This is a genomic window from Mycobacterium sp. 852013-50091_SCH5140682 (assembly GCF_001665685.1).
Lineage (GTDB): Bacteria > Actinomycetota > Actinomycetes > Mycobacteriales > Mycobacteriaceae > Mycobacterium.
This window is the reverse complement of sequence record NZ_LZTB01000065.1, coordinates 75,039-95,451: the sequence shown is the minus strand read 5'-3', so window position 1 is coordinate 95,451 and position 20,413 is coordinate 75,039. Positions and strand designations below refer to the sequence as shown.

The window sequence follows — 20,413 nt, the reverse complement described above, 5'->3', positions numbered from 1 at the left end:
ATTCATGTGGTGTGCAAACAGCTCGACTACTCAGCCGAACTTCCGATCTTCGGTGCACCATTTCCAGACACGGAATTAGCACCTTGGTCACATACGGGGTCGCTTCGAAGGCCACCTCGAAAGCCGGGTTAGGGTTACGAGGTGAATCATCTGCACTCCGCTGTTCTTGGTTCCTTGAGGGCCTATCGAATTCACTCCTGACCCGCCTGGTGTGATGCCAATCACGGCCTCTCGCCAGTGGAAAAACAATGACATGGACGGTTGTTCATGTCAACCGTTCAAGAAGGATTTTTTTCGCCTGGTGCGCGGGTGTGCCGGCGGGGTTTGCCCGGTGGCGGTGCGGGGGCGTGCTGGGCGGCGCCCGCGATTCGTCCGAATCGCCTGGTTGCGGGCCTTGAGCGCGACCTTCGCCGCTGGCTGCGTGGACTGTGCGGCCAACCAGCAGTGGCATCATCGCGCCCTGTCCGGCCGCAACATCCAGGAACCCCTACGGCGACTCCCAATATTCAAACACTTGCACAAGTGTCATGAACGAGTGAGCCTGGGAATGCGGGGGAGCAATCGGGATAACAGCCGGACGCCAGCGCCGAGCTGCAGACGAAACGGAGGGCCGAACACATGGCCGGCGACAGGAAGATCAACGTCCGAACCGTATCGGCGGTCGCAGGCGGCGGCGCAGTCTTGGCGCTGTGCTGGCTGGGCGCAGGCATCGGCGGGCAGGGGACACCGTTGGCGCTCCATTCGCCTCCACCGCCGCCGACGGCGAACTCTGGGCCCATGACACTCGGAGCGACCACGACAACGGGAGTCGCGGCGCCCGTTACCGCGGCCCCGATGAAAGCTCAGCCGAAGATCACGGGCCCAGCGGCCCTGCCGTCCGAGGAGGCGGGCCTGCCCTGACTCCGGGGGCGTGGCGAGACGGCCCGAGCCCAGGTAGGGCGGTTCAGTCTTTCTTCGAGGGGATCACGATGACGACGATCAGCGTGATGATCGAAAAGAACAGCCCCAGGATTCCCCAGCCGATGGCGCTACGTCCTTTGAGGCCGGCGATGATGGCGCAGATGATCGCCGCGATGATGCTGCCGATCGCGACGAAGATGCCTTTGATGCCGCGCAGGATGAAACCTGCGGCCTCGGGCTGGGTTTGAGCAGCCAGAATCAGGTCGTGGATCATCGCGGCCTCCCACGGTCGGTGCGATACTCGGGTGCATCGCTCGCACGTCTGATACCCCGCCGGCCTCGGTCTGAAACGCCCTGGTGCTCGTGCCTCATGCCGTCGATGTGCTGGGGTACAAGGGATCTGGGCGGCCTCCTGCAGAGTCCCTGAACGCAGCCGGCCTACATCATTCGCCCCATACGCGCCTCGATGAACGCATCTTTCGCCCGATGCCGGGCTGTTTCCCCCGCTCATACCTTTATCGGGAGGCCGGGGAATCCGGCAACGACCGAAAGGGGTTCAGCAGTGAACATCAAGAAGCTCGCCGCCGCGGCTGGCATCGCAGGAGCCGTGGGGATTGCCGCCTTCGGCCTCGACACCGGCACCGCTGCCGCGGCGCCCGCGCAACACTCGGGGACATCGACAACCCACAACCTGGCGACCACACCGGGTACGTCAAGCCATGCGGGCGGAGCCCTGGGGAGCGAGGAAAGCGGCGGCGGATCGTCGGTGCCGCGCACCTTCTACCCCGAGATGCCCCATCAGGGTGGCTGATTCATGAGCACGCGGGGTCGCGCAACTGATCCAGCGGGATGGCGTCACCCATCGCCTGATAGCCGGCGAGGTTGAAATGCAGATGGTCTCCGCCGTCGTATTGCGGCGCAATGCGTTTCGGGTCGGCCGGATCGCGTACGACCGCGTCGAAGTCGATCACGCCGTCAGCTGGGCTCTTCTCGCGGATCCAGGTGTTGACGGCCTGACGTTTGCCTTCGGCATCGGCGGGGACGCCGTCGGCGCCGCCCGCCGGCGTGATCGTGCCGAGCAGTACTCGCAGACCGTGTGCGTGCATGCGGTCGATCAGTTGGCGGTACCCGCCGATCAACTCGTCGACCGTCGCAACGGGCGGGATACTCAGATCGTTGATGCCTTCGAGCAGGATCACCGTGGTGACGCCATCCTGGTTCAGCACGTCGGCGTCGAGGCGGCGGATCGACGCGGGGCCGAAAACGTCACTGCCTTCCGCGGTTCCGTCTTGCAACACCGCGTTGCCGGAGATGCCCACATTGAGCACCGCCAGTGGCCGGTGTGCAGCGAGGAGTCGACGCGCCAGCACGTCGGGCCACCGCCCGTCGGCGTCGAGGCTGTCTTGCGCTTCGGTGTTCACGTCGGCCGGTTGCTGGAAGCCATCAGTGATCGAGTCGCCCAGTGTCACGACCGCGCCGGTGGAGCGCGGTGCCAGCACGTCGACGCCCGAGACGAACGGCCTCGTGGTGGTGCGTTGAGTGAACGCACCACCGTCGACGTCGGTGGTGTGGTCGCCGGCGTCTTCCGGTGTCAGATAGGAGGTCTGGCGTGCCGTGTAGTGCTCAGTGGGCTTGCCGACGTCGCCGGCCACATAGACGCTGACCGCCAGCGGCTCAAACGCTTGAAAGGAGAATCCGACGGGGTCGCTGACCACATCGTGGCCGGGCGCGACGGTCACGTCCTGAGCTCCGTTGAAGGTCAGCGGCTGCGTGGTGTCCGGCACCAGGGTTGCCTCGTTGGCGCGATGGGCGATGGTGACGTGAGCAAATGTCACCGGAACCTCGCCGAATCGGTTCGACAGTCGCACGCGTGCCGTGGAACCACCGTAGGTAGGCGTCAGAATCGCCCGGGTGGTCTCATTGCGCACCGTGGACTTGGGATTCAGCGACTGGTCGAACTGGTCCGTGTCGAACGAATCGGCGGTGTCGGTGCCCCGCGAGGCATCCGATGGCGCGGCCGCCCACACGCCGACCCAGCCCTGATCGGTGCACCGCGGCAGGGGTGCCGCGGCTGCAACGCCGGGACTGCCGACCAGTGCCATCAGGCCGACCGCGGATATCGAGAGGATCTGTCGGACAACAGAATTGGCAGTAGTCGCGTAGTGCGAGCGTGCCGCAGTGGAGCGTCGATACGGGGTGTGGTCCATGCCAGAGCCTCTCGCCGGTTGACGCGCATCGTAATTTGCCGGATGCCATCACGAGATGGGTATGGCAAAGGCGCAAGCGACCGGGTTCGGCAGGGGCGAGTTCCAGATGTTCGCGATGGCAAGGATCTGGGAACCATGAGCGTCCACAGAAAATTATCAGTTTAGTCAATTTATGTGCGAAACGGGTTTGCCGCAAAGCATCGAGACATAACATCCGGTGGCGAGTGGTCTGACTGATCCGCGGAGTGACCCTGCGTCAAGCCCGGGCCGGCCATGCCGTCCCACCGTTTCACAGACGGGAGCCGTAATGGCTGAGGTGACGAAAGTTCCGGTAACCGGTGAGACCGCCGCCGACTCATTCTGCGAGGACTGCGGGTATCAGCCGGAGCTCAAACGAAGTTTGGGCGGATTTCAGGTTTTTGCGATCTCGTTCGCGTCCATGTCGGTGGCGATCGGGATCTTCAGTACGTACGACGACGTGCTGCGTAGTGCGGGTCCGGTCGGAATCTGGTTGTGGCCCATCGCTTTAGCCGGGCAGTTGCTGATCGCACTGGTGTATGCACAGTTCGCCGCCCGCATCCCGCTGACCGGCTCGTCTTACCAGTGGGGCTCTCGGCTGGCCAGCCCCAAGATCGGCTGGGTATACGGGTGGCTGTCGGTCTGCGGTGGTGGAATCACCGTCGCAGCGATCGACTCGGCGCTCGCGAACACGGCGTTCATGCCTCTCTTCGGCATCCCGCCGAACGAGAACACAGCACGGTTGATCACTCTTGCGGCGCTCGCCGTCCAGGTCGCGATCGCAATCGCCTCGACCCGGATCATGAGCATGATCAACACGGCCGCAGTGGGACTGGAATTCGTCATCGTCATTGCGCTGGGCATCGCTCTGGTGGTCGTCATCGTTGTCACCGGAACGGCTTCGCCCGGTAACCTCACCTCACTCGGTGTCGCCGAGCACACCGCGAACTACTTCGGTATCAGTGGCGGCCTGATGCTGGCCATGCTGATGGGCATGACCACGCTGCAGGGCTTCGAGGTCGGCGCAAACATGGCCGAGGAGGCCAAAGCCCCGTTCCGCAGCGTCCCCCGCGCGATCGTGGGATCGGTCATCGCGTCCGGGCTGCTGGGCATGGTGTTTCTGATCGTGCTGACCATCTCGATCAAAGACATCCCTCGCGTCAGTGCGAGCGAGTCGTCGGTCGCCCTGATCATCCATGATCGCCTGGGGCCGGTGGTGGAGCGAGTGCTGCTGGTCGGCATCATTTTCGCGTTCTTCGGCGGTGGCCTGGTCGTCATCGTGACGTGTGCCCGCATCGTGTTCGCGATGGCGCGTGACGGCCGATTCCCTGGTCACCGCCTGATGCGGCGGGTCAATCCGCGTACGCAGACGCCGATCCCGGCGACGATTCTGTACTTCGCGCTGGGAGTCCTGCTGATGGTGGTTCTGCCCGGATCTGCGCTCCTGAAACTCATCCAGGCCGGGACACTCAACGAGACGCTGCTCTACAGCATGACCATCCTGCTGTACCTGGCGGTACGTAAGCGGCTCGGTCGCAGAGAAGGTGCATTCGACCTGGGCCGCTTCGAGATGCCGGTCGCCGTGGGCGCGTTCGTCTGGTCGGTCCTGGTGATGTTCATGGTCATTGCACCTTCTGACTCACTGGCGCCGGTCTGGGTCATCGTCGGCCTGGTCCTCATCGGCGGGGCATACCTCACCTACCTCTGGCGGGTGAAACCTGAAGTGCTGCAACATCAACCCGGCGATGACCTCTTCGATATCGATCGCGCGGTGACCAAATGAACGCCTCATCAGAGCTGCCGGTCGCGGTGATCGGGGCCGGACCGCAGGGCCTGGCCGCAGCGGCTCACTTGTTGCGGCGAGGTCTGGAACCCGTCGTGATCGAGGCCGGAGCCGGCCCGGGAGCGGCCATTGCGGAGTGGGGGCACGTGCATACGTTCTCGCCTTGGCCCGAGTTGATCGACGGTGTCGCGGCCGCGCTGTTGGCGCCGACAGGCTGGACGGCACCGACATCCGGGTACCCGAGTGGCCGCGAGTGGGTCGCCAACTACCTTGCCCCGCTGGCAGATATCCTCGGCGAGCGGGTGCGCTACCGCGTGCGGGTGACTGGCGTATCGCGGCAAGGCCATGATCGCGTTCTCACTCCGGGACGGCACGAGGCTCCGTTCGTCGTTCATCTCACGGGCGCGGACGGAGCGGAATCGCGGTTGTGTGCCCGTGCCGTGATCGATGCATCCGGGACCTGGGGCCAGCCCAACCCCATTGGTTCCGACGGCATCTCGGCCGTAGGCGAACACCTCGCGGCTGCCGCAGGTTTGGTGACGTATGTTCCGCCGTCGCCTGAGCAGGCCGCGTCGTGGGCGGGCAGCCACGTGGTGGTGGTCGGCAGCGGGCACTCGGCGATGACGGCGATCATCGGGCTCGCCGAGACGGTGCACCAGGAAAGGAGGACGCGTGTCACCTGGGCGCTTCGTCGCGGCGGGGTGGGCGATGCGTTCGGTGGGCCTGCGGACACCGCGCTACCTCAGCGGGGTGCATTGTGCACGCGGGTCCGTGAAGCGGCCGAGGACGGGTTGTTAACGGTGGTCAGCGGATTCCGCACCGAACGTATCGAAGTGGACGGCGCCCGAGCGGTTCTCGTCGCCGAGGACGGACGTGCCTTACCCGCCGCCGATGCGATCGTGGGGCTCACCGGTTTTCGCCCGGACCTGTCGTTCCTGTCGGAGCTGCGGTTGGCCCTCGACCCGGTTTTGCAGGCCCCGCTGAAACTGGCGGCCCAGATCGACCCGAACGTACATACCTGTTCCAGCGTCCCGCCGCATGGCGTGGTGGAGCTGTCGCACCCGGATGAACCCGACATCTATGTCGTCGGGATGAAGTCCTACGGCCGCGCGCCGACGTTTCTGGCACTCACGGGTTACGAGCAGGTGCGCAGCGTGACGGCGGAACTGGCGGGGGACTACGAAGCCGCCCGCCGCGTCGAACTCGTCGTCGCAGGCACCTCGCTGCATCCGTGACGCGATGTTCATCGCGCGTTCACAGCGGTGTCCGGTGTACCCGGACAACACTGGAGCCGTAATCCGCGGATAGGAGGGCTCGATGGCCGGCCAGATCGAACACGTGGTGATCATCGTCAAGGAGAACCACACCTTCGACAACTATTTCGGCACCTTTCCCGGTGCCGACGGCGCGACCCTGGACCGTGCGCAGAACCCGCCGCCGGCCGACCCCGATCACCGCCATCAGGCCTGGATGGCACGCGCGGGCGACACCGAGCACAAAGTCCAGTACACCGAAGCCGACATTCCGGACTATTTCGACCTGGCCCGTCGATTCACGTTGTGCGACAACTACTTCTCCGAAGTTGCCGGCCCGTCGACGCCGAACCACTTGATGCTGATAAGCGCTGACTCCCCGGTGATCAACAACCCCCACCATCACTATCGCCCCACCCCGTCTGATCGCTACCAGTTGCCTTCGCTCCCTGCGGTCTTGGAGAAGGCGGGTCTGACATGGGGCAACTACGGCGGGTACGCCTTCGCCTACATCGCCGGCCTGAACAGCCACGGAAACAACCACGGACGCGACCTGTTCGCCGTCCACGCTCGGGCGGGCAAGCTTCCCGCTGTGTCTTGGGTATACGGGGACGGCAAGCCCGACCTGTCCGAACATCCCACGCAGAACGTCACTGACGGCATGACATGGACCATGCAGCAGATCCAGGCCATCGTCTCGGGCGGCCTCTGGGACCGCGTCGCGATCTTCATCACGTGGGACGACTGGGGCGGCTGGTACGACCACGTCGACCCGCCCGTCGTCGAGAACTGGGACCACACCCACGCTCAGCGCCCGGCGGACGAGCTGGCCGAGTTCGACGGTCAGCCCTTCCGGTACGGATCACGAGTGCCATGCCTGGTGGTGGGGCCGTACGCCAAAGCAGGACATGTCAGCAGCCAGCTCAATTCCCATGTCAGCCTTCTCAAATTCTGCGAGACGACGTTCGGTCTCGATGCACTGACCGAGCGAGATGCCGCGTCCAATGGCATGAGCGACTGCATCGACCTCGGCCAGACTCCCAATCCGGCACCATCTCCCACATCGTGAGCTACTGGCCGTCATGCACCCGCGGCGAATCGTGAGACGGCCTCCTCGATCGCGGCGCGCATCGCGGGACTGCCGGTGTGGCCGGAGTCTTCAATGATCTTGAGCTCGGCGTCGGGCCAGGCCTGGGCGAGCTCCCACGCCGTGAGCAGCGGCCCGGACAGATCCAGGCGGCCGTGGATGAGGACACCGGGAATCCCGCTGAGCCGATCCGCATTTCGCAGCAGCTCGTCGTCCTCCAGCCAGGCGTTGTGAGCGAAGAAGTGGGTGCAGGTGCGTACGAAGGCCAGCTTCGCCGCATCTGGCTTGGCGCTGTACTGACCTGGGTTTCCCTGCGTCTCATGAGCGATCACGGCATCCTCCCAGGCACACCAGTCGCGCGCCGCCTGCTCGCGAACCGCATGGTCGGGGTGTTCCATGAGATGGCGATACGCCTCGACGAGGTCGTCGTCGCGTTCGGGAGCGGGTACTCCGGCGCGGAAGCGTTCCCACTCCACGGGCAGAAGTAGGCGCAATCCGTGGTACAGCCAGTCGATTTCGCGAGGCCGCGTCATCGTCACGCCGATGAGGATGATTCCGCTCACGCGCTCCGGATAGCGTTCGGCGTACGCCAGGATCAGCGTCGAGGCCCACGACCCGCCGTAGAGCAACCACCGGTCCAGCCGCAGATGCCGCCGAAGCGCCTCCATGTCGTCGAGGAGGTGTTCGGTGGTGTTGTGAGCCATGTCGGTGGCCGGATCGGCGGCGCTTGGCACGCTGTCGCCACATCCGCGCTGATCGAATGCGATGGTCCGAAACACCGTCTGGTCGAACATCTTGTGGGCCGTGCGGGACCGTCCGCTGCCCGGTCCGCCGTGCACGATCAGCACCGGTTTCCCGGTGGGAATTCCTCGGGTCTCCCAGTAGACGCGGTTGTCATCGCCGACGTCGAGCAGCCCCCAACGCTCCGGATCCGATTCAGCCCCAGCCACGACTGGTCACCGTAGCGGACGTCGCTCACAAATGGTCCGTCCTGGCGCGCGAAGATTACGTGATGGACGCGATGGTGCGATCCGCCGCGGACGGGGACAGCAGGTCGATGGCCGGCAGCAGGGCCCGCAGTACCGCCGCGTTGACTTCGACCGGCCGGTGGGTCACGGCCCGGACGATCCACCGGCCGCCCTCCTGCGCCGAGAGTGCGCCTGCTGAAGTGTATTCTGCTGTCGGAGCGATCATTTCGGTGCGCACCAGCGGAAAGTAGACGTTGGTCGCGCGGACGTTGGGATGCGGTCGTTCGGCGTTTAGGCTGCGGCCGAAGATGGCCAATGCGTTCTTCGATGCCGCGTACGCGGAGAAGCGCGGAAAAGTGTTGGCGTGCAGGGCCCAGGTGCAGACGTTGACGATCTGGCCGCTGCCCCGTTCGATCATTCCGGGCAGCAGTCCCAACGTGAGCTGTACCGGGGCAAGGTAGTTCAGTGTCATCGTCCGCTGGTAATCGTGGAACCGGTCGGAGGCGTCGACGATGCGGCGCCGAATGGACCGGCCGGCGTTGTTGACCAGCACGTCGACGTTCTCGTCGGCGAGATCGTCGAGCAGCCGCGCGACCGCACGTTCATCGGCCAGGTCGCACGTGCGCCACTCGCAGCCAGTCTCCGCGGCGAGGGAACGCAGTTCGTCGGCGCGCCGGGCCACGCCGATGACGCGGGCGCCGCGCGACCGCAGTTGCGTCGTCGCCTCCCGGCCGATGCCCGCGGATGCACCCGTGACCACCACGGTCAGACCCCGGACGTCGCGGCCCGGGCCGGAGAGTGCGGCCTCGACTCGGTCGGGTAACAGGGTGCGGCGCTGGACCAATTCTTCGATGGCGCGGCGAAGGGACAACGCGCTCTCCTCACTCACGGCGGGTGCCGAACGCTCGCCATATTACCGCTAGGTCACTTCGGTGGGAAACGACGCCCGAGGGCGGCATGATGGTGGTCAGCATGAACAATGCCGACCCGGCATCGAGAGGAGGTAGCGATGAGTATCGCGCTGTCGACAACCCTGCGTTGCTCGTTCGAAGATGCGGTTGCGCGAACCCGAGAATCCCTGGCCAGTGAGGGGTTCGGTGTCCTCACCGAAATAGACATGAAGGCAACGTTGAAGGCCAAGCTGGGTGAGGACATGGAGGACTATCTGATCTTGGGCGCGTGCAATCCGCCGCTGGCGCATCAGGCCGTCTCTGTCGACCGGCAGATCGGTTTGCTGCTGCCCTGCAACGTCGTTGTGCGTAGTGATCCGAGCAGCGAGGGACTCGTTCATATCGAGGCGATGAACCCGCAACTGCTCGTCCAGGTGACCGGCGAGCCGGCGCTCAAAGCTGTCGCGGATGAGGTCGCAGTCAAACTTCAGGCGGCGCTTGATCGTCTGACGCAAACCTGACGCCGTCATGAAAGAGCTTGTCCACCAGAGCTATCGATCGATATCGGGGCACCGTAGCGCCGCGTCGATGGCTCGGTAGAGATCACCGAGCGGGGTCTGTCCGGCCGGCGGGATCGGCATACGGGTGACGACGTCACGGACCAGGGCTGTGCAATGGGTTGCGGCCCAATCGATTTCCCTATGGGCTGCGGCGCTCCCGCTGGCCAATTCACATGCTCGCGCGGCATAGACGGCGGGCGCGAGCAGATGCATGGTCTGCCGTGCGGCCGCGATGCCGGTCAGGTCGAGGTGGGTATACGCCACGGCGACCGCCATCTGCGCCGCGCGCGCCGCGGCCTTGGCGCTTGGATCGTCGACCTCGCCGCTGGCCTTGAGCGCAGCAAACGCGAGCGTGCGCATACGCGTGTCTCGCCGCTGCCCGCGCCCGAACGCCCGCGCCCCCTCGATGGCGTCGCGGGCACGGACGTCGCCGGGCACAACGTTCTCGAAGCACGGAAGCGCACGCTCGGCGCAGTCCGCTGCCCAGAGGGATACCGGCCTGAGGTCGTCCACCGTGATCGAGGTCATGAGTGGGTACAAGTATCCCTGGACGCGTGACGTGCACCGCCGCGGTCGGTTTGCGTGCACTGCTGCGTGGGTATCCGTGGTGGTCAGCGACGGAGTCGTCCGGGAGAGAGCGTTGGATACTTACGAAGCGGTACCGGGCTCAGAGAAGCGCTACAACGCGCAGATGCGGATGATCAGTCTCGCCGCGGGAATCCTGGTCGGCCTGCGGTGCCGACGCTGGGAAGACGAAATCGTCGAACTGATCGAGGTTGCCCAGAGCTGCCGGATGTCGCCATATGAGCTGGCCAAGGCGCTGGTGGACATGGCCTCCGGGGTGCAGGTGACGAGCGAGGCGTACCGACTGCATCCGGCATTGCGGATCGTGCGTCGGCAGTGGGGTTACCTGCTCAACGCGGCCCCCGGCCGCACATCGGTCGCAGGCAAGCGGCACGCCTAGAAAATATCGGGCGTGCACGCGGCACTGCCCGCAGCGCCTGTTTTGGGATCTGCCGATCGGGTATGGAACAGCGGGAAGGCCTGATCTGCGTCCCGCGGGGCGGTCAGTGCTCAAAATCCTTGCCGCGCCAGCGGTATCGCAGCACGGAACAGACACCGTCAATCGATCACCGCGCTGACGTCGAGGCGCGATAGTCGTTGCGGCTCGGCCAGCACGTCGATTTCGGTGATCCTGCCGCCGACGACGACGAAGCCCATCACGGCTGCGACACGGTCCGCCATTGTGATCACGGCACCGGCCGCCCCGTTGACAGTGGCCGGGTGTACCGAACCGCCGCCGCGCGCATACAACCCGGCAAGGCGTGCCACGGCGTCGGCTCCGCGCTCCGTGCGGCTGTTGCCCGGTCCGAAGTCGCCGTGCAGCACGACGTCGGGATGCAGCGCGGCCAGCAACTGGTCGAAGTCGCCGTCGCGCGCGGCGGCGAAGAACGCGTCGACGACTTTGCGCTGGGCCGCCAGATCGCTATCCGGCGACGCGTCAGCTGACTGGACGCGCTGACGGGCCCGGCTGGCGAGTTTGCGGGTGGCTTGCACCGTGCGGTCGACAATCGGTGCGATGTCGTCGAACGGCACCGCGAACACGTCGTGCAATACGAACGCGAGGCGCTCGGCGGGAGCCAGCTGGTCGAGGACGATAAACAGTGCCAATCCGACGGAATCGGCCAGCAGCGCCTGATGTTCGGGGTCCACATCGTCAGCCGGATCGATCACCGGGTCCGGCAGAGTGGACAGCGATTGTTCCTGTGGCCGGACATGGCGTGCGCGCAAGATGTTCAAGCAGATCCGGGCCACCACGGTGGTCAGCCAGGCGTCGATATTGTGCACGGCAGCGGCCTCGGTGCCGTGCAGGCGCAGCCAGGCCTCTTGCACGGCGTCTTCTGCGTCGGCGAGCGAACCCAGCATGCGGTAGGCCACCCCGCGCAACTGCGGTCGGGCGCTTTCGAACGCCTCTGCCCAGTCGTCGGCCATGGCGTCGGACTCCTCTGTCGATGTCATGGGCCGGACACCGACCGGCCGGCGTTGCCGCTGACGCGGCGGGATGGTGGACGCAACGCCCATGACGCGACGACGAGTATGAGCGCGACGGCCAGAACTCCAAGCTCCTGCAAGTCCTTACCCGTCGTCAAGTGCGACACCATCGCCCCGGAAAAGACGAAGAACGCCCCGGCGTATGCCCACTCCTTGAGTACGGGATATCCCGGAACCAGGATGGCGGCTCCGCCGAGTATCTTCCACGTCCCCAGGATCACCAGCAGGTACGTGGGATATCCGAGGTGGACGACAACGTCACGGACCAGCGGTATGCGCAGGATGTCCCAGATGCCGCCGACGATCAGTTCGGCGGCGAGCAGGCCGGTCGCCACCCAGTAGGCGACCGCACGGGTGGACGTGCCGTGCGATGTGGTGATTGCAGTCATCTCGATGCCCTGTTCGGTGTGTTCGGTGAAGGTGCTTCGCCTTGTTCGACACCTCAGGACAGACAGGTGTGACCGCCGCTCGCCGGGGATGCATCGCACTAGGTGGTCTGCTAGCGTACGTTCGGTAATACACTTGTAGAACCATTTGAATAACGCACGGTGTCGCGGTATCCCCCCGCGGCACTGCATCCGTTCGGGCATCGGCGACGCGACTCCACGCGAACGACCAATGACGGTGGGAGCAGCCGTGTTCCGGCAGGGCCCGAGTGGGTTTCCAGTCCTTACTAGCTTCAAGGAGCACCGATGAGTGAGCTGGACGCGGTAGAGGTGTCGGGCACGGGGCGACCGGTGATACATCTCTCCCAGCTGTTGCGGGCGCCAGTGGTGAGCCGGTCCGGAGAGGCGGTCGGCAAGGTCGATGACGTCATCGTTCGGCTGCGCGGGGCTGACACGTATCCCGTGGTGACCGGCCTGGTCGTCGGAGTCGGGAGTCGAGCCGTATTCGTCGGAACCGACGCCGTCGAGGAGCTGACGCCCGGCAGAGTTGTGCTCGGTAAGAACAAGATCAACCTCCGCGGCTTCGAACGCCGCGATGGCGAGGTGCTGCTGCAGGCCGACGTGCTCGATCACCGGCTGATCGATGTGGCGGCCGCCGACCTGGTCCGTGCCTACGACGTAGAACTGGAGAGCACCCGCGAGGGGTGGGTGCTCACCCGGGTCGATACCCGTCGCCCGGCCCGGTTCTTCGGTCTCATCAAGGGGTCGGGCGGGCATGCGGCCCGAGACTGGAAAGCGTTCGAGCCCTTGATCGGCCATGACCGCTCGGTCGCCGTACGCCGGATCTCCGGCCGGGTCGGGAGCCTCAAACCGGCGCAGATCGCCGACCTCATCGAAGACGCCGACCGGGCCGAGAGTGGGGAGATCCTCGACCGGGTGCGCAGCAATCCGGAACTGGAAGCCGATGTCTTCGAGGAGCTCGATCCGGACAAAGCCAGCCGCCTGCTGGGTGACATGTCCGACGCGGACGTCGCCACGCTGCTGGGGCGCATGCGCGCCGATGATGCCGCCGACACGATCGCGGATCTCAAGCAGTCACGCCGGCGGCGCGTGCTGGACCTCATGCCCGCTGCGCAGCGCACCAAAGTGCTCACGCTGATGGGCTTCAGCCCGGACAGCGCGGGTGGGCTGATGAACGTCGATTACGTCTCGTGCGCGCGTTCCACCACCGCAGCCGACGCGCTTGCCTCGATCGGCGCAGCCACTACCGTCCAGCCCGAGGCTCTGCTGAAAGTCCATGTGCTGGACGAGGATCAGCGCCTGTCCGGAGTCGTTTCGGTGATCGCGCTGCTGCAGGTCGCGCCTACCACGGCCGTCGCCGAGGTGATGGACACCGATCCCGTCCGGGTCAACGCTGACGCTGACCTCACCGATATCGCGCTGTTGATGGCCGATTACAACCTCTACCTGGTTCCCGTTGTCGACGACAACGACCGCGTGCTTGGCGTCGTCACGGTCGACGATGTACTCGAGGCGACGATTCCCGAGGATTGGCGGCGGCGAGAACCGGCGGCGCGTCCCGTACGCGAGGCTGACGACCAGAGCCCGACAGGCGCCGGAGCCCACGGCTGATGACCAGCAACGAACCGCCGCGCACCGCGGTGCTCGATTCGGCCCACCTCGGCGACATCGAGGGCGCATTCGGGCGCATCAACGTCAACGACACCGACCGGCCGCGCACCTTGCGCACCCGGCTGCTCACCCTGCTGGCGATCGTCGGCCCGGGTCTCATCGTCATGGTCGGCGACAACGACGCCGGCGGCGTGGCCACCTATGCGCAAGCCGGTCAGAACTACGGTTACAGCCTGCTGTGGGTTCTGTTGCTGCTCATTCCGGTGCTCATCGTCAATCAGGAGATGGTCGTCCGACTCGGCGCAGTCACCGGGGTCGGCCACGCGCGGCTGATCAACGAGCGCTTCGGCCGCGGCTGGGGCTGGTTCTCGGTCGGCGACCTGTTCTTGCTGAACTTTCTCACGCTGGTCACCGAATTCATCGGGATCAGCCTGGCCGCCGACTATATCGGGCTGTCCAATTACATTGTCGTGCCGACATCGGCTGTCGCACTGATCGCGATCATGGCGACCGGCAGCTTCCGGCGTTGGGAACGGATGATGTTCGTCTTCATCGCGATCACGCTGCTGCAGATCCCGATGCTGCTCATGTCCGACCCCCAGTGGGGGCGGGCTGCCAAATCATTTGTGGTTCCGAGTATTTCGGGCGGGGTCAGCTCCGACGCGGTGTTGCTGATCATTGCGATCGTCGGTACCACTGTGGCGCCGTGGCAGCTGTTCTTCCAGCAGTCCAACATCGTGGACAAGCGGATCACACCCAGGTTCATCGGGTATGAACGGGCCGACACGGTGCTCGGTGCCGTCGTTGTCGTCCTCGGCGCCGCGGCGCTCGTCATGACCGGTGACTGGGCCGGGCGATCCGCAGGCGCGATCGGCAATTTCGTCGACGCGGGCAATATCGCTCACCTGCTCGGACAAAGCAGTTCGATTCTCGGGGGCCTGTTCGCCATCGTGCTGCTGGACGCCTCGATCGTCGGCGCCGCCGCGGTGACGCTGTCGACCAGCTACGCCTTCGGTGATGTCTTCGGGCTCAAACACTCACTGCACCGCGGTTTCTCCGACGCCAAGCCGTTCTACCTGTCCTACACCGCCATGGTCGTGTTGGCGGCGATCATCGTGCTGATCCCGGGTGCGCCGCTCGGCTTGATCACCACCGCCGTGCAGGCGTTGGCGGGGCTGCTGCTGCCGAGCGCCAGCGTATTCCTGCTCTTACTGTGCAACGATCGGGAAGTGCTGGGGCCGTGGGTGAACCGTCCGTGGCTCAACGGTGTAGCCGCGGTGATCGTCGGGACGTTGTTGTTGCTGTCGGGCATCCTGATGGCTACCACGCTGTTCCCGAATGTCGACGTGGTCTCGGTCGCGGAGTACCTGGGTCTGGCACTGGTCGTGTTGGGGGTGAGTGCTGCCGTGGTGTTGCGGTGGATGTCACGGCGCCATAAGCGCTCACCGGAGCAGGAGGCGCTCATCCGCAAGCTCGCTCGTGCCGACAAGAGCACCTGGCGTATGCCGCCGCTGAGCTTGCTGGAGCCGGTGAAGTGGTCGCCGGGGACGCGGCTGGGCATGATCGCACTGCGCAGCTATCTGGTGATCGGAGCAGTCCTGTTGATTGTCAAGGCAGTTCAGCTCACACACTGACCGGATGACAGGTGCGATGACGCCGGGCGGAGAGCATGATGTACCGCCCGGCGTCAGGACACCGCGCGGGCCGGGCGCTGGCGGTGCCGATGAGCGACATGAACTCGAAACGAAGGACTTGTGGGCTCAGCGGTAGCCGAAGTAGGACACGTCGTCGTTGCCGATGAGGTCTGGCACCGTCCAGCCATCCAGGTCGTATTCGGAAAGGAACTGCTCGGCAAGACCTTTCATCGCCGTGGCGTCACCGCGACCTTGGGCAGCGAACAGCAACTCGGCTTTCACGTTCTCGTGGTTGCCGGAGTAGTTGCGTTCGTACAACTCATGGCGGCCGCCGAACTCGGTACCGACCGAATCCCACAGCGCCTTCATGATTTTCACGCGCTCGACCGCGGACATGCCGTCGGATCCGCGGACGTACTTGTCGAGGTACGGGCGTACCTCCGGTGATTGGAAATCGGCTGCGCTGGAGGGCAGGTAGATCAGGCCCGACGCGACGTCTTGCTCGATGATCTCCTTGACGCGCGGGTACCCCTGGATCATGAACATCCGGTAGGTCAGGCCGTATTCGAGCTTGGGAATGACTGTGTCACCCACCCACGGCTCAGGGTCGCGCGCCATTGATTCACTCAACGCCCAGAACAGGTTGCGCCAGCCGATCACTTCGCCGACCCGGGTTTGCACTCCGCGGAATCCACCGGCGCCGGTTGCCTCGAGCGCTTTCATCAAGAGCCCCGCGATGAAGTCGAGCTTTACGGCCAGTCGCGTACAGCCCTGGAAGGTGAAGCGGGGAAGGAAGCCTGACTGCGGGAAGAAGGCATTGATCTTGTCGACGTCGCCGTACATGAACACGTTTTCCCACGGCACCAGGACCTTGTCGAAGATGAAGATGGTGTCGTTCTCGTCCATGCGGCTCGACAGGGGATAGTCGAACGGGGTGCCCATGACCGCGGCCTGCTGGGTGAACGAGGACCGGCAGATCAACTTCACTCCTGGCGCGTTCATCGGCACCGTGCAGATGAGGGCGAACTGCTTCTTCTTGATGGGCAGGCCGTAATGGGCGATGAAGTTGTAGTTGGTGATGGCCGAACCCGTGGCGACTACCTTGGCGCCCGAGACGATGAGGCCGGCGTCGGTCTCCTTCTCGACCTTCATGTACACGTCACCGACCTCGTCGGGAGGCAGCTGGCGGTCCACCGGAGGGTTGATGATGGCGTGATTCCAGTACAGGACCTTCTCCTGCGACTCCCGGTACCAGCGTTCGGCGTTGTCCTGGAACGGCGCGTACAACTCCTTGTTGGCGTGCAGGGTGCCAAGGAAAGACGCTTTGTAGTCAGGGCTGCGGCCCATCCATCCGTAGGTCATGCGCGCCCAGCGGGCGATCGCGTCGCGCTCTTTGAGCAAGTCCTCGGCGCAGTGGGGAGCTTTGAAGAACGGCATTGTGACACCGCCATTGCCGGTGTCGGTCGGGCTGGTCACCTCGTCGACGTGCTCGCCGCCGTGCAACGAATCGTAGAGCCGTGCCGTCATGCGGATCGGGTTGCGGAAAGCGGGGTGGGTGGTGACGTCGGAGACGCGTTCACCATGCAGGTAGATTTCGCGGTCGTCGCGCAGCGATTCGATGTACTCGTCGCCGGTCATGGGGCGGGTGGCGTAGTTGACGGCACTACTTTCGGTGCGTGTGGTGTCGGTGCCCTGGGTGGTGGTGGTCATGGTCGGGTGTTCCTTCGCGTTAGACGGTGTGAGGGAGATGTAGGGGAGTGAAGGACGTCGCAGCGTCGAACCAACCGATTTCGGGGTCATCGGCGCTGCCTGCCCATGTCGCTTGAGCCGATGGCGCACCGAGGCTGTGAAAGGTGCTGCGGTAGAAGATGAGTGGCGGTTTGTTGTGAGCGACGGCGTCGACTATTTCGCCGATGAAGATGACGTGATCGCCGCCGTCGTACTCGGCCCATGGGCGGCAGGACAGTGTGGCCGACGTACCCGTCAAGATCGGACCGGTCGGGCCTTCGGCCCATGCGGGGTCACGCACGCAGGGCCGGCCGGCGAAGTGCATTGCCGTGTCGATTTGATCGCTGGCCAGGACGTTGACCGCGAAGGGCGCTCCACTGAGGTACGTGCAGGCCTTGGATCGCCTGGTCATCGTCACCTGACACAGACGCGGTTCCAATGACACTGCGGTGAAGGCGTTGACCGTGGCGCCGTGCGGTGCGCCGTCGCCGTTACGGCACGTGATGACGGTGACGCCGCTGGCGAATTGGCCAAAGACGCTCCTCAAATCGTGCTGCTCGCCCATGATCCTCCTCGCTGAGATCGTTGTGGGACAAACTATTTGGGGTCAGCGGCCGCGTCGATCCGCAAAGCGCGGACACGGTCCACAAAGCGCGACGACTTGCGATCCGGGTCACACCGGTGGCGGGTCCTCGCCTTGGGAAGGCCACGTCTGTCAGGCGTGCAGGGTTTGAGATGGCGACTCGCCATACTTGCGGCGGTACGCGGCGGCGAAGCGGCCGGTGTGGGTGAAGCCCCACCGCATGGCAGCCCCTGTCACGGTGGCACCCTCGGTTCCGTGCAGCAGCTCCTCGCGCACCCGGGCGAGGCGGATGTCGGCCAACAGCTCGCGAGGCGTGACGCCGAGGTAGGAGCGAAACCCTTCCTGCAGGCGGCGAACACTGACTCCCGCGACCTGGGCCATGTCGCCGGCAGTCCAGGCGCGGGCCGGGTCCTCGCGCATCTGGTCCACAACGCGTTTGACGATTCGCGGCCGCAGTGCCGATGCCTGAGTGCCGCTCTCGGGCATCGCGGCGAGCACGAATGCGGTTGTGATTGCAGCGCACAGCTGTTCATGGACGAGGGGATGTTGTTCTGATGCCATGTCGCCCGACAAGCACCGCACCAGTTGTACCCAGGCCGCGCCGGCGCCGTCGGCGAGGTCGAGGTGATGGGGCGGCCAGTTGACGGGTTCGGCAAGCACGCGGTGAATTTCCCGATGCAGGTAGTCGCGATCGAAGCGGACCCCGATGATGCCGCATGATTCACTCCAGCGCCGAATGCGTGCGGGGGTATCAGGAGGAAAGATCGTTGCGCGCTCGGGTGTAGCGATGAATTCGTCCTGACCGATGACCGACTCCAGATGACCGGACACCGGGATGTTGACGGCGTAGGCGCCCGGATGGGTTGTGACGACGGAAACGGCTGCGCCCCAGCTGATATGGGCGATCCTGATCGGCCCCAGATCGACCCCATCGGCACGCGCCTGGCCTGCTCTCGCGTGCCCGAGCGGATGCAACTCGTGCGGGAAATAGGCGTTTGCCACGGCATCAGAGACCTCATCCCAGTCCGTGCTCCCTGGGGCGACAGGAGCGGCCACGACGGCTCCTTCCGGAATCGTGCTCAACAATCGGTGAGATCGACCGGAGTCAACCGCCCTTGCCGGTGCCACTCGCGTAGACGCTTCTTGTCGTACTTGCCCGTGGATGTGCGAGGAAGCTGGTCGACGAACGCCCACCGCTCCGGGATCCACCAACGCGCGACCTTGTCACGCAGGAAATCTCGCAGTTCGGCGATAGGCACCTCTGTGGTGCGGCCGAGCACGACCGCTGCGAGGGGGCGTTCTTGCCACCTATCGTCGGGCACGGCGATGACCGCTGCCTCGAAAACGCCTGGGTGCGAAGCGATAGCCAGCTCGAGCTGCACCGAGGAGATCCATTCGCCACCCGACTTGATGACGTCCTTGGCGCGGTCGGTGAGGGTGACGTACCCGTCGGCATCGATGGAGCCGACGTCTCCGGTGCTGAGCCAGCCGGCGTCGAAGGAGTCATCAGCCTCCAAGTTGTAGTACCTGCCCGTGATCCACGGGCCCCGTATCTGCACCTCCCCGACGGCTTCTCCGTCGTGGTCAACGAGGGTCCCGTCGTAGTCGACGATCCGTAACTCCACGCCGCACGCCGGCCGGCCTTGAGATGCGCGGCGCTGCCAGTATTCACTGTCCGCCAAGATCGGTGTCGGCTTGGATATCGTTGCCAACGGCGATGTTTCGGTCATTCCCCACGCCTGGACCAGGTAGATCCCGTACTTGTCGTGCAGGGTGCGCATAAGGTGCACGGGCACCGCTGATCCGCCGCATCCGACCAGTCGCAACGACGAGATGTCGGCGTCGGGACGCTCCTCGAGGTACTGCACGATGTCGTTCCAGACCGTGGGCACTGCGCCGGCGATCGTCGGACGTTCGCGTTCGATGAGTTCGACGAGTGGTTCGGCTTGCAGGAAGCGGTCGGGTAGGACCAGGTCGGCGCCGGCCATCAGTGCGGCGTAGATGAGGCCCCATGCGTTGGCGTGAAACATCGGCACGATGGGCAACACGGCGTCGTCGGGCCCGACTTCGAGTGCGCCCTTGGCGCAGATCGCCATGGTGTGTAGATAAGTCGACCGATGGCTGTAGACAACGCCTTTGGGGTTGCCGGTCGTCCCGGACGTGTAGCACATGGCTGCGGCGCTGTGTTCGTCGATGTCCGGCCAGTCGTATGTGGCGGGCTGCCCGTCGAGAATGTCGTCGTAGCGAAGGACGCGTTTACCCGTCCGTACCAGAGAGCTCAGGTCGGCATCGCCGGTCACGATGATGGTGTGCAAGGTGGCCACGTGCGGTGCGATCTCTGAAAACTGTTCGGCGAGGCTGGCATCCACGATGGCGATCTCGTCACCGGCGTGGTTGGCGATGTAGACGAGCTGCTCAGCGGCGAGCCGGATATTGAGTGTGTGCAGCACCGCGCCCATCGCGGGCACGGCGCAGTAAGCCTCGACGTGCTCCTGGTTGTTCCACATGAAGGTGGCCACCACGGTGTCGGTACCAGCCCCCGCCGCGTGCAGTGCGTTGGCCAATTGCGCTGTGCGCTGGGCTGTTTGGCCGAACGTCACGACACGCATGGTCCCGCCGGGCTGACGGGTTCTCACTTGGCGCCGGGTGTGAACGGTGGTTCCGTGCCGGGCGATGGCACCGATGGTCAGGGAGTAGTCCTGCATCGTGCTCTTCACGGGTGAATCCCTCTC

The 20,413-nt window shown here is 64.9% G+C and carries 20 protein-coding genes; 9 read left to right on the top strand and 11 right to left on the bottom strand.

Annotated elements, in window-relative coordinates; genetic code table 11:
* Positions 1-618: 618 nt before the first annotated feature.
* A complete protein-coding gene (locus tag A5784_RS38375) occupies positions 619-900 on the top strand; it encodes a hypothetical protein (protein ID WP_156750663.1) in 282 nt (93 codons plus the stop codon).
* Between the two features lie 43 nt (positions 901-943).
* Here A5784_RS38375 and A5784_RS19970 read toward each other — a convergent pair whose 3' ends face one another.
* Positions 944-1,174: a hypothetical protein gene (locus tag A5784_RS19970; protein ID WP_029373946.1), complete on the bottom strand. Its 231-nt coding sequence runs from the start codon at positions 1,172-1,174 to the stop codon at positions 944-946.
* A gap of 288 nt (positions 1,175-1,462) precedes the next feature.
* Between A5784_RS19970 and A5784_RS19965 the strand changes: the two genes are divergently transcribed.
* Positions 1,463-1,711, top strand: coding sequence for a hypothetical protein (locus A5784_RS19965; RefSeq protein WP_064946625.1), 249 nt, complete (start codon positions 1,463-1,465; stop codon positions 1,709-1,711).
* Position 1,712: 1 nt separating this feature from the next.
* Here A5784_RS19965 and A5784_RS19960 read toward each other — a convergent pair whose 3' ends face one another.
* Entirely contained in the window at positions 1,713-3,107 is a 1,395-nt protein-coding gene (locus A5784_RS19960; protein ID WP_082944953.1) for an SGNH/GDSL hydrolase family protein, read from the bottom strand.
* A 307-nt stretch (positions 3,108-3,414) separates the two neighbouring features.
* On the opposite strand from A5784_RS19960, the gene A5784_RS19955 reads away from it, so the two are divergent.
* From A5784_RS19955 to A5784_RS19945, 3 genes are all read left to right on the top strand, one after another.
* Entirely contained in the window at positions 3,415-4,908 is a 1,494-nt protein-coding gene (locus A5784_RS19955; RefSeq protein ID WP_064946623.1) for an APC family permease, read from the top strand.
* Positions 4,905-6,143, top strand: coding sequence for an NAD(P)-binding domain-containing protein (locus A5784_RS19950; protein WP_064946622.1), 1,239 nt, complete (start codon positions 4,905-4,907; stop codon positions 6,141-6,143). The genes A5784_RS19955 and A5784_RS19950 overlap by 4 nt, the downstream gene beginning before the upstream one ends.
* A gap of 82 nt (positions 6,144-6,225) precedes the next feature.
* Positions 6,226-7,230, top strand: coding sequence for a phospholipase C (locus A5784_RS19945; RefSeq protein WP_064946621.1), 1,005 nt, complete (start codon positions 6,226-6,228; stop codon positions 7,228-7,230).
* A gap of 11 nt (positions 7,231-7,241) precedes the next feature.
* On the opposite strand, the gene pip is transcribed toward A5784_RS19945, so the two are convergent.
* The gene (gene pip, locus A5784_RS19940) at positions 7,242-8,198 is read right to left on the bottom strand and encodes a prolyl aminopeptidase (RefSeq protein ID WP_064946620.1); all 957 of its coding nucleotides are present in this window, start codon (positions 8,196-8,198) and stop codon (positions 7,242-7,244) included.
* Between the two features lie 55 nt (positions 8,199-8,253).
* On the bottom strand, positions 8,254-9,087 hold the full coding sequence (locus A5784_RS19935; RefSeq protein WP_064946640.1) for an SDR family NAD(P)-dependent oxidoreductase: 834 nt from the start codon (positions 9,085-9,087) through the stop codon (positions 8,254-8,256).
* Between the two features lie 138 nt (positions 9,088-9,225).
* Here A5784_RS19935 and A5784_RS19930 point away from each other — a divergent pair, with 138 nt between their 5' ends.
* Positions 9,226-9,627: a DUF302 domain-containing protein gene (locus tag A5784_RS19930; RefSeq protein WP_064946619.1), complete on the top strand. Its 402-nt coding sequence runs from the start codon at positions 9,226-9,228 to the stop codon at positions 9,625-9,627.
* 30 nt (positions 9,628-9,657) lie between these two features.
* Here the strand turns inward: A5784_RS19930 and A5784_RS19925 are convergent, their stop codons facing one another.
* Complete coding sequence (locus tag A5784_RS19925) at positions 9,658-10,194, bottom strand: putative immunity protein (RefSeq protein ID WP_064946618.1); 537 nt, start codon at positions 10,192-10,194, stop codon at positions 9,658-9,660.
* 112 nt (positions 10,195-10,306) lie between these two features.
* Between A5784_RS19925 and A5784_RS19920 the strand changes: the two genes are divergently transcribed.
* The gene (locus A5784_RS19920; protein ID WP_232006150.1) at positions 10,307-10,630 is read left to right on the top strand and encodes a hypothetical protein; all 324 of its coding nucleotides are present in this window, start codon (positions 10,307-10,309) and stop codon (positions 10,628-10,630) included.
* Between the two features lie 158 nt (positions 10,631-10,788).
* Here A5784_RS19920 and A5784_RS19915 read toward each other — a convergent pair whose 3' ends face one another.
* Entirely contained in the window at positions 10,789-11,685 is an 897-nt protein-coding gene (locus tag A5784_RS19915; RefSeq protein WP_082944952.1) for a sigma-70 family RNA polymerase sigma factor, read from the bottom strand.
* Positions 11,682-12,107, bottom strand: a complete 426-nt coding sequence (locus tag A5784_RS19910; protein WP_064946616.1) for a DoxX family protein — start codon at positions 12,105-12,107, stop codon at positions 11,682-11,684. The genes A5784_RS19915 and A5784_RS19910 overlap by 4 nt, the downstream gene beginning before the upstream one ends.
* Before the next feature lie 303 nt (positions 12,108-12,410).
* On the opposite strand from A5784_RS19910, the gene A5784_RS19905 reads away from it, so the two are divergent.
* Together A5784_RS19905 and A5784_RS19900 are read left to right on the top strand one after the other, a co-directional pair.
* Positions 12,411-13,736 (top strand): magnesium transporter MgtE N-terminal domain-containing protein, encoded by a 1,326-nt coding sequence (locus A5784_RS19905; protein ID WP_064946615.1) that lies wholly within the window; start codon positions 12,411-12,413, stop codon positions 13,734-13,736.
* The gene (locus tag A5784_RS19900) at positions 13,736-15,370 is read left to right on the top strand and encodes an NRAMP family divalent metal transporter (protein WP_064946614.1); all 1,635 of its coding nucleotides are present in this window, start codon (positions 13,736-13,738) and stop codon (positions 15,368-15,370) included. The genes A5784_RS19905 and A5784_RS19900 overlap by 1 nt, the downstream gene beginning before the upstream one ends.
* Before the next feature lie 126 nt (positions 15,371-15,496).
* On the opposite strand, the gene A5784_RS19895 is transcribed toward A5784_RS19900, so the two are convergent.
* The 4 genes from A5784_RS19895 to A5784_RS19880 form a co-directional block, all read right to left on the bottom strand.
* On the bottom strand, positions 15,497-17,080 hold the full coding sequence (locus A5784_RS19895; protein WP_064946613.1) for a 4-hydroxyphenylacetate 3-hydroxylase family protein: 1,584 nt from the start codon (positions 17,078-17,080) through the stop codon (positions 15,497-15,499).
* 19 nt (positions 17,081-17,099) lie between these two features.
* The gene (locus A5784_RS19890) at positions 17,100-17,663 is read right to left on the bottom strand and encodes a flavin reductase family protein (protein ID WP_064946612.1); all 564 of its coding nucleotides are present in this window, start codon (positions 17,661-17,663) and stop codon (positions 17,100-17,102) included.
* 150 nt (positions 17,664-17,813) lie between these two features.
* Positions 17,814-18,737: an AraC family transcriptional regulator gene (locus tag A5784_RS19885; protein ID WP_064946638.1), complete on the bottom strand. Its 924-nt coding sequence runs from the start codon at positions 18,735-18,737 to the stop codon at positions 17,814-17,816.
* Positions 18,738-18,760: 23 nt separating this feature from the next.
* Positions 18,761-20,386 carry a fatty acid--CoA ligase gene (locus A5784_RS19880; protein ID WP_156750667.1) on the bottom strand — a complete coding sequence of 542 codons (1,626 nt, stop codon included), beginning with the start codon at positions 20,384-20,386 and terminating at the stop codon, positions 18,761-18,763.
* Positions 20,387-20,413: the final 27 nt, after the last annotated feature.

Bases quoted from the DNA above. Each gene is read 5' to 3' on its own strand.
- A5784_RS19970 (WP_029373946.1), bottom strand. From the start codon at position 1,174: ATGATCCACGACCTGATTCTGGCTGCTCAAACCCAGCCCGAGGCCGCA.
- A5784_RS19910 (WP_064946616.1), bottom strand. From the start codon at position 12,107: ATGACTGCAATCACCACATCGCACGGCACGTCCACCCGTGCGGTCGCC.
- A5784_RS19950 (WP_064946622.1), top strand. From the start codon at position 4,905: ATGAACGCCTCATCAGAGCTGCCGGTCGCGGTGATCGGGGCCGGACCG.
- A5784_RS19895 (WP_064946613.1), bottom strand. From the start codon at position 17,080: ATGACCACCACCACCCAGGGCACCGACACCACACGCACCGAAAGTAGT.
- A5784_RS19900 (WP_064946614.1), top strand. From the start codon at position 13,736: ATGACCAGCAACGAACCGCCGCGCACCGCGGTGCTCGATTCGGCCCAC.
- A5784_RS38375 (WP_156750663.1), top strand. From the start codon at position 619: ATGGCCGGCGACAGGAAGATCAACGTCCGAACCGTATCGGCGGTCGCA.
- A5784_RS19915 (WP_082944952.1), bottom strand. From the start codon at position 11,685: ATGACATCGACAGAGGAGTCCGACGCCATGGCCGACGACTGGGCAGAG.
- A5784_RS19930 (WP_064946619.1), top strand. From the start codon at position 9,226: ATGAGTATCGCGCTGTCGACAACCCTGCGTTGCTCGTTCGAAGATGCG.
- A5784_RS19925 (WP_064946618.1), bottom strand. From the start codon at position 10,194: ATGACCTCGATCACGGTGGACGACCTCAGGCCGGTATCCCTCTGGGCA.
- A5784_RS19905 (WP_064946615.1), top strand. From the start codon at position 12,411: ATGAGTGAGCTGGACGCGGTAGAGGTGTCGGGCACGGGGCGACCGGTG.
- A5784_RS19945 (WP_064946621.1), top strand. From the start codon at position 6,226: ATGGCCGGCCAGATCGAACACGTGGTGATCATCGTCAAGGAGAACCAC.
- A5784_RS19955 (WP_064946623.1), top strand. From the start codon at position 3,415: ATGGCTGAGGTGACGAAAGTTCCGGTAACCGGTGAGACCGCCGCCGAC.
- A5784_RS19880 (WP_156750667.1), bottom strand. From the start codon at position 20,386: ATGCAGGACTACTCCCTGACCATCGGTGCCATCGCCCGGCACGGAACC.
- A5784_RS19890 (WP_064946612.1), bottom strand. From the start codon at position 17,663: ATGGGCGAGCAGCACGATTTGAGGAGCGTCTTTGGCCAATTCGCCAGC.
- A5784_RS19960 (WP_082944953.1), bottom strand. From the start codon at position 3,107: ATGGACCACACCCCGTATCGACGCTCCACTGCGGCACGCTCGCACTAC.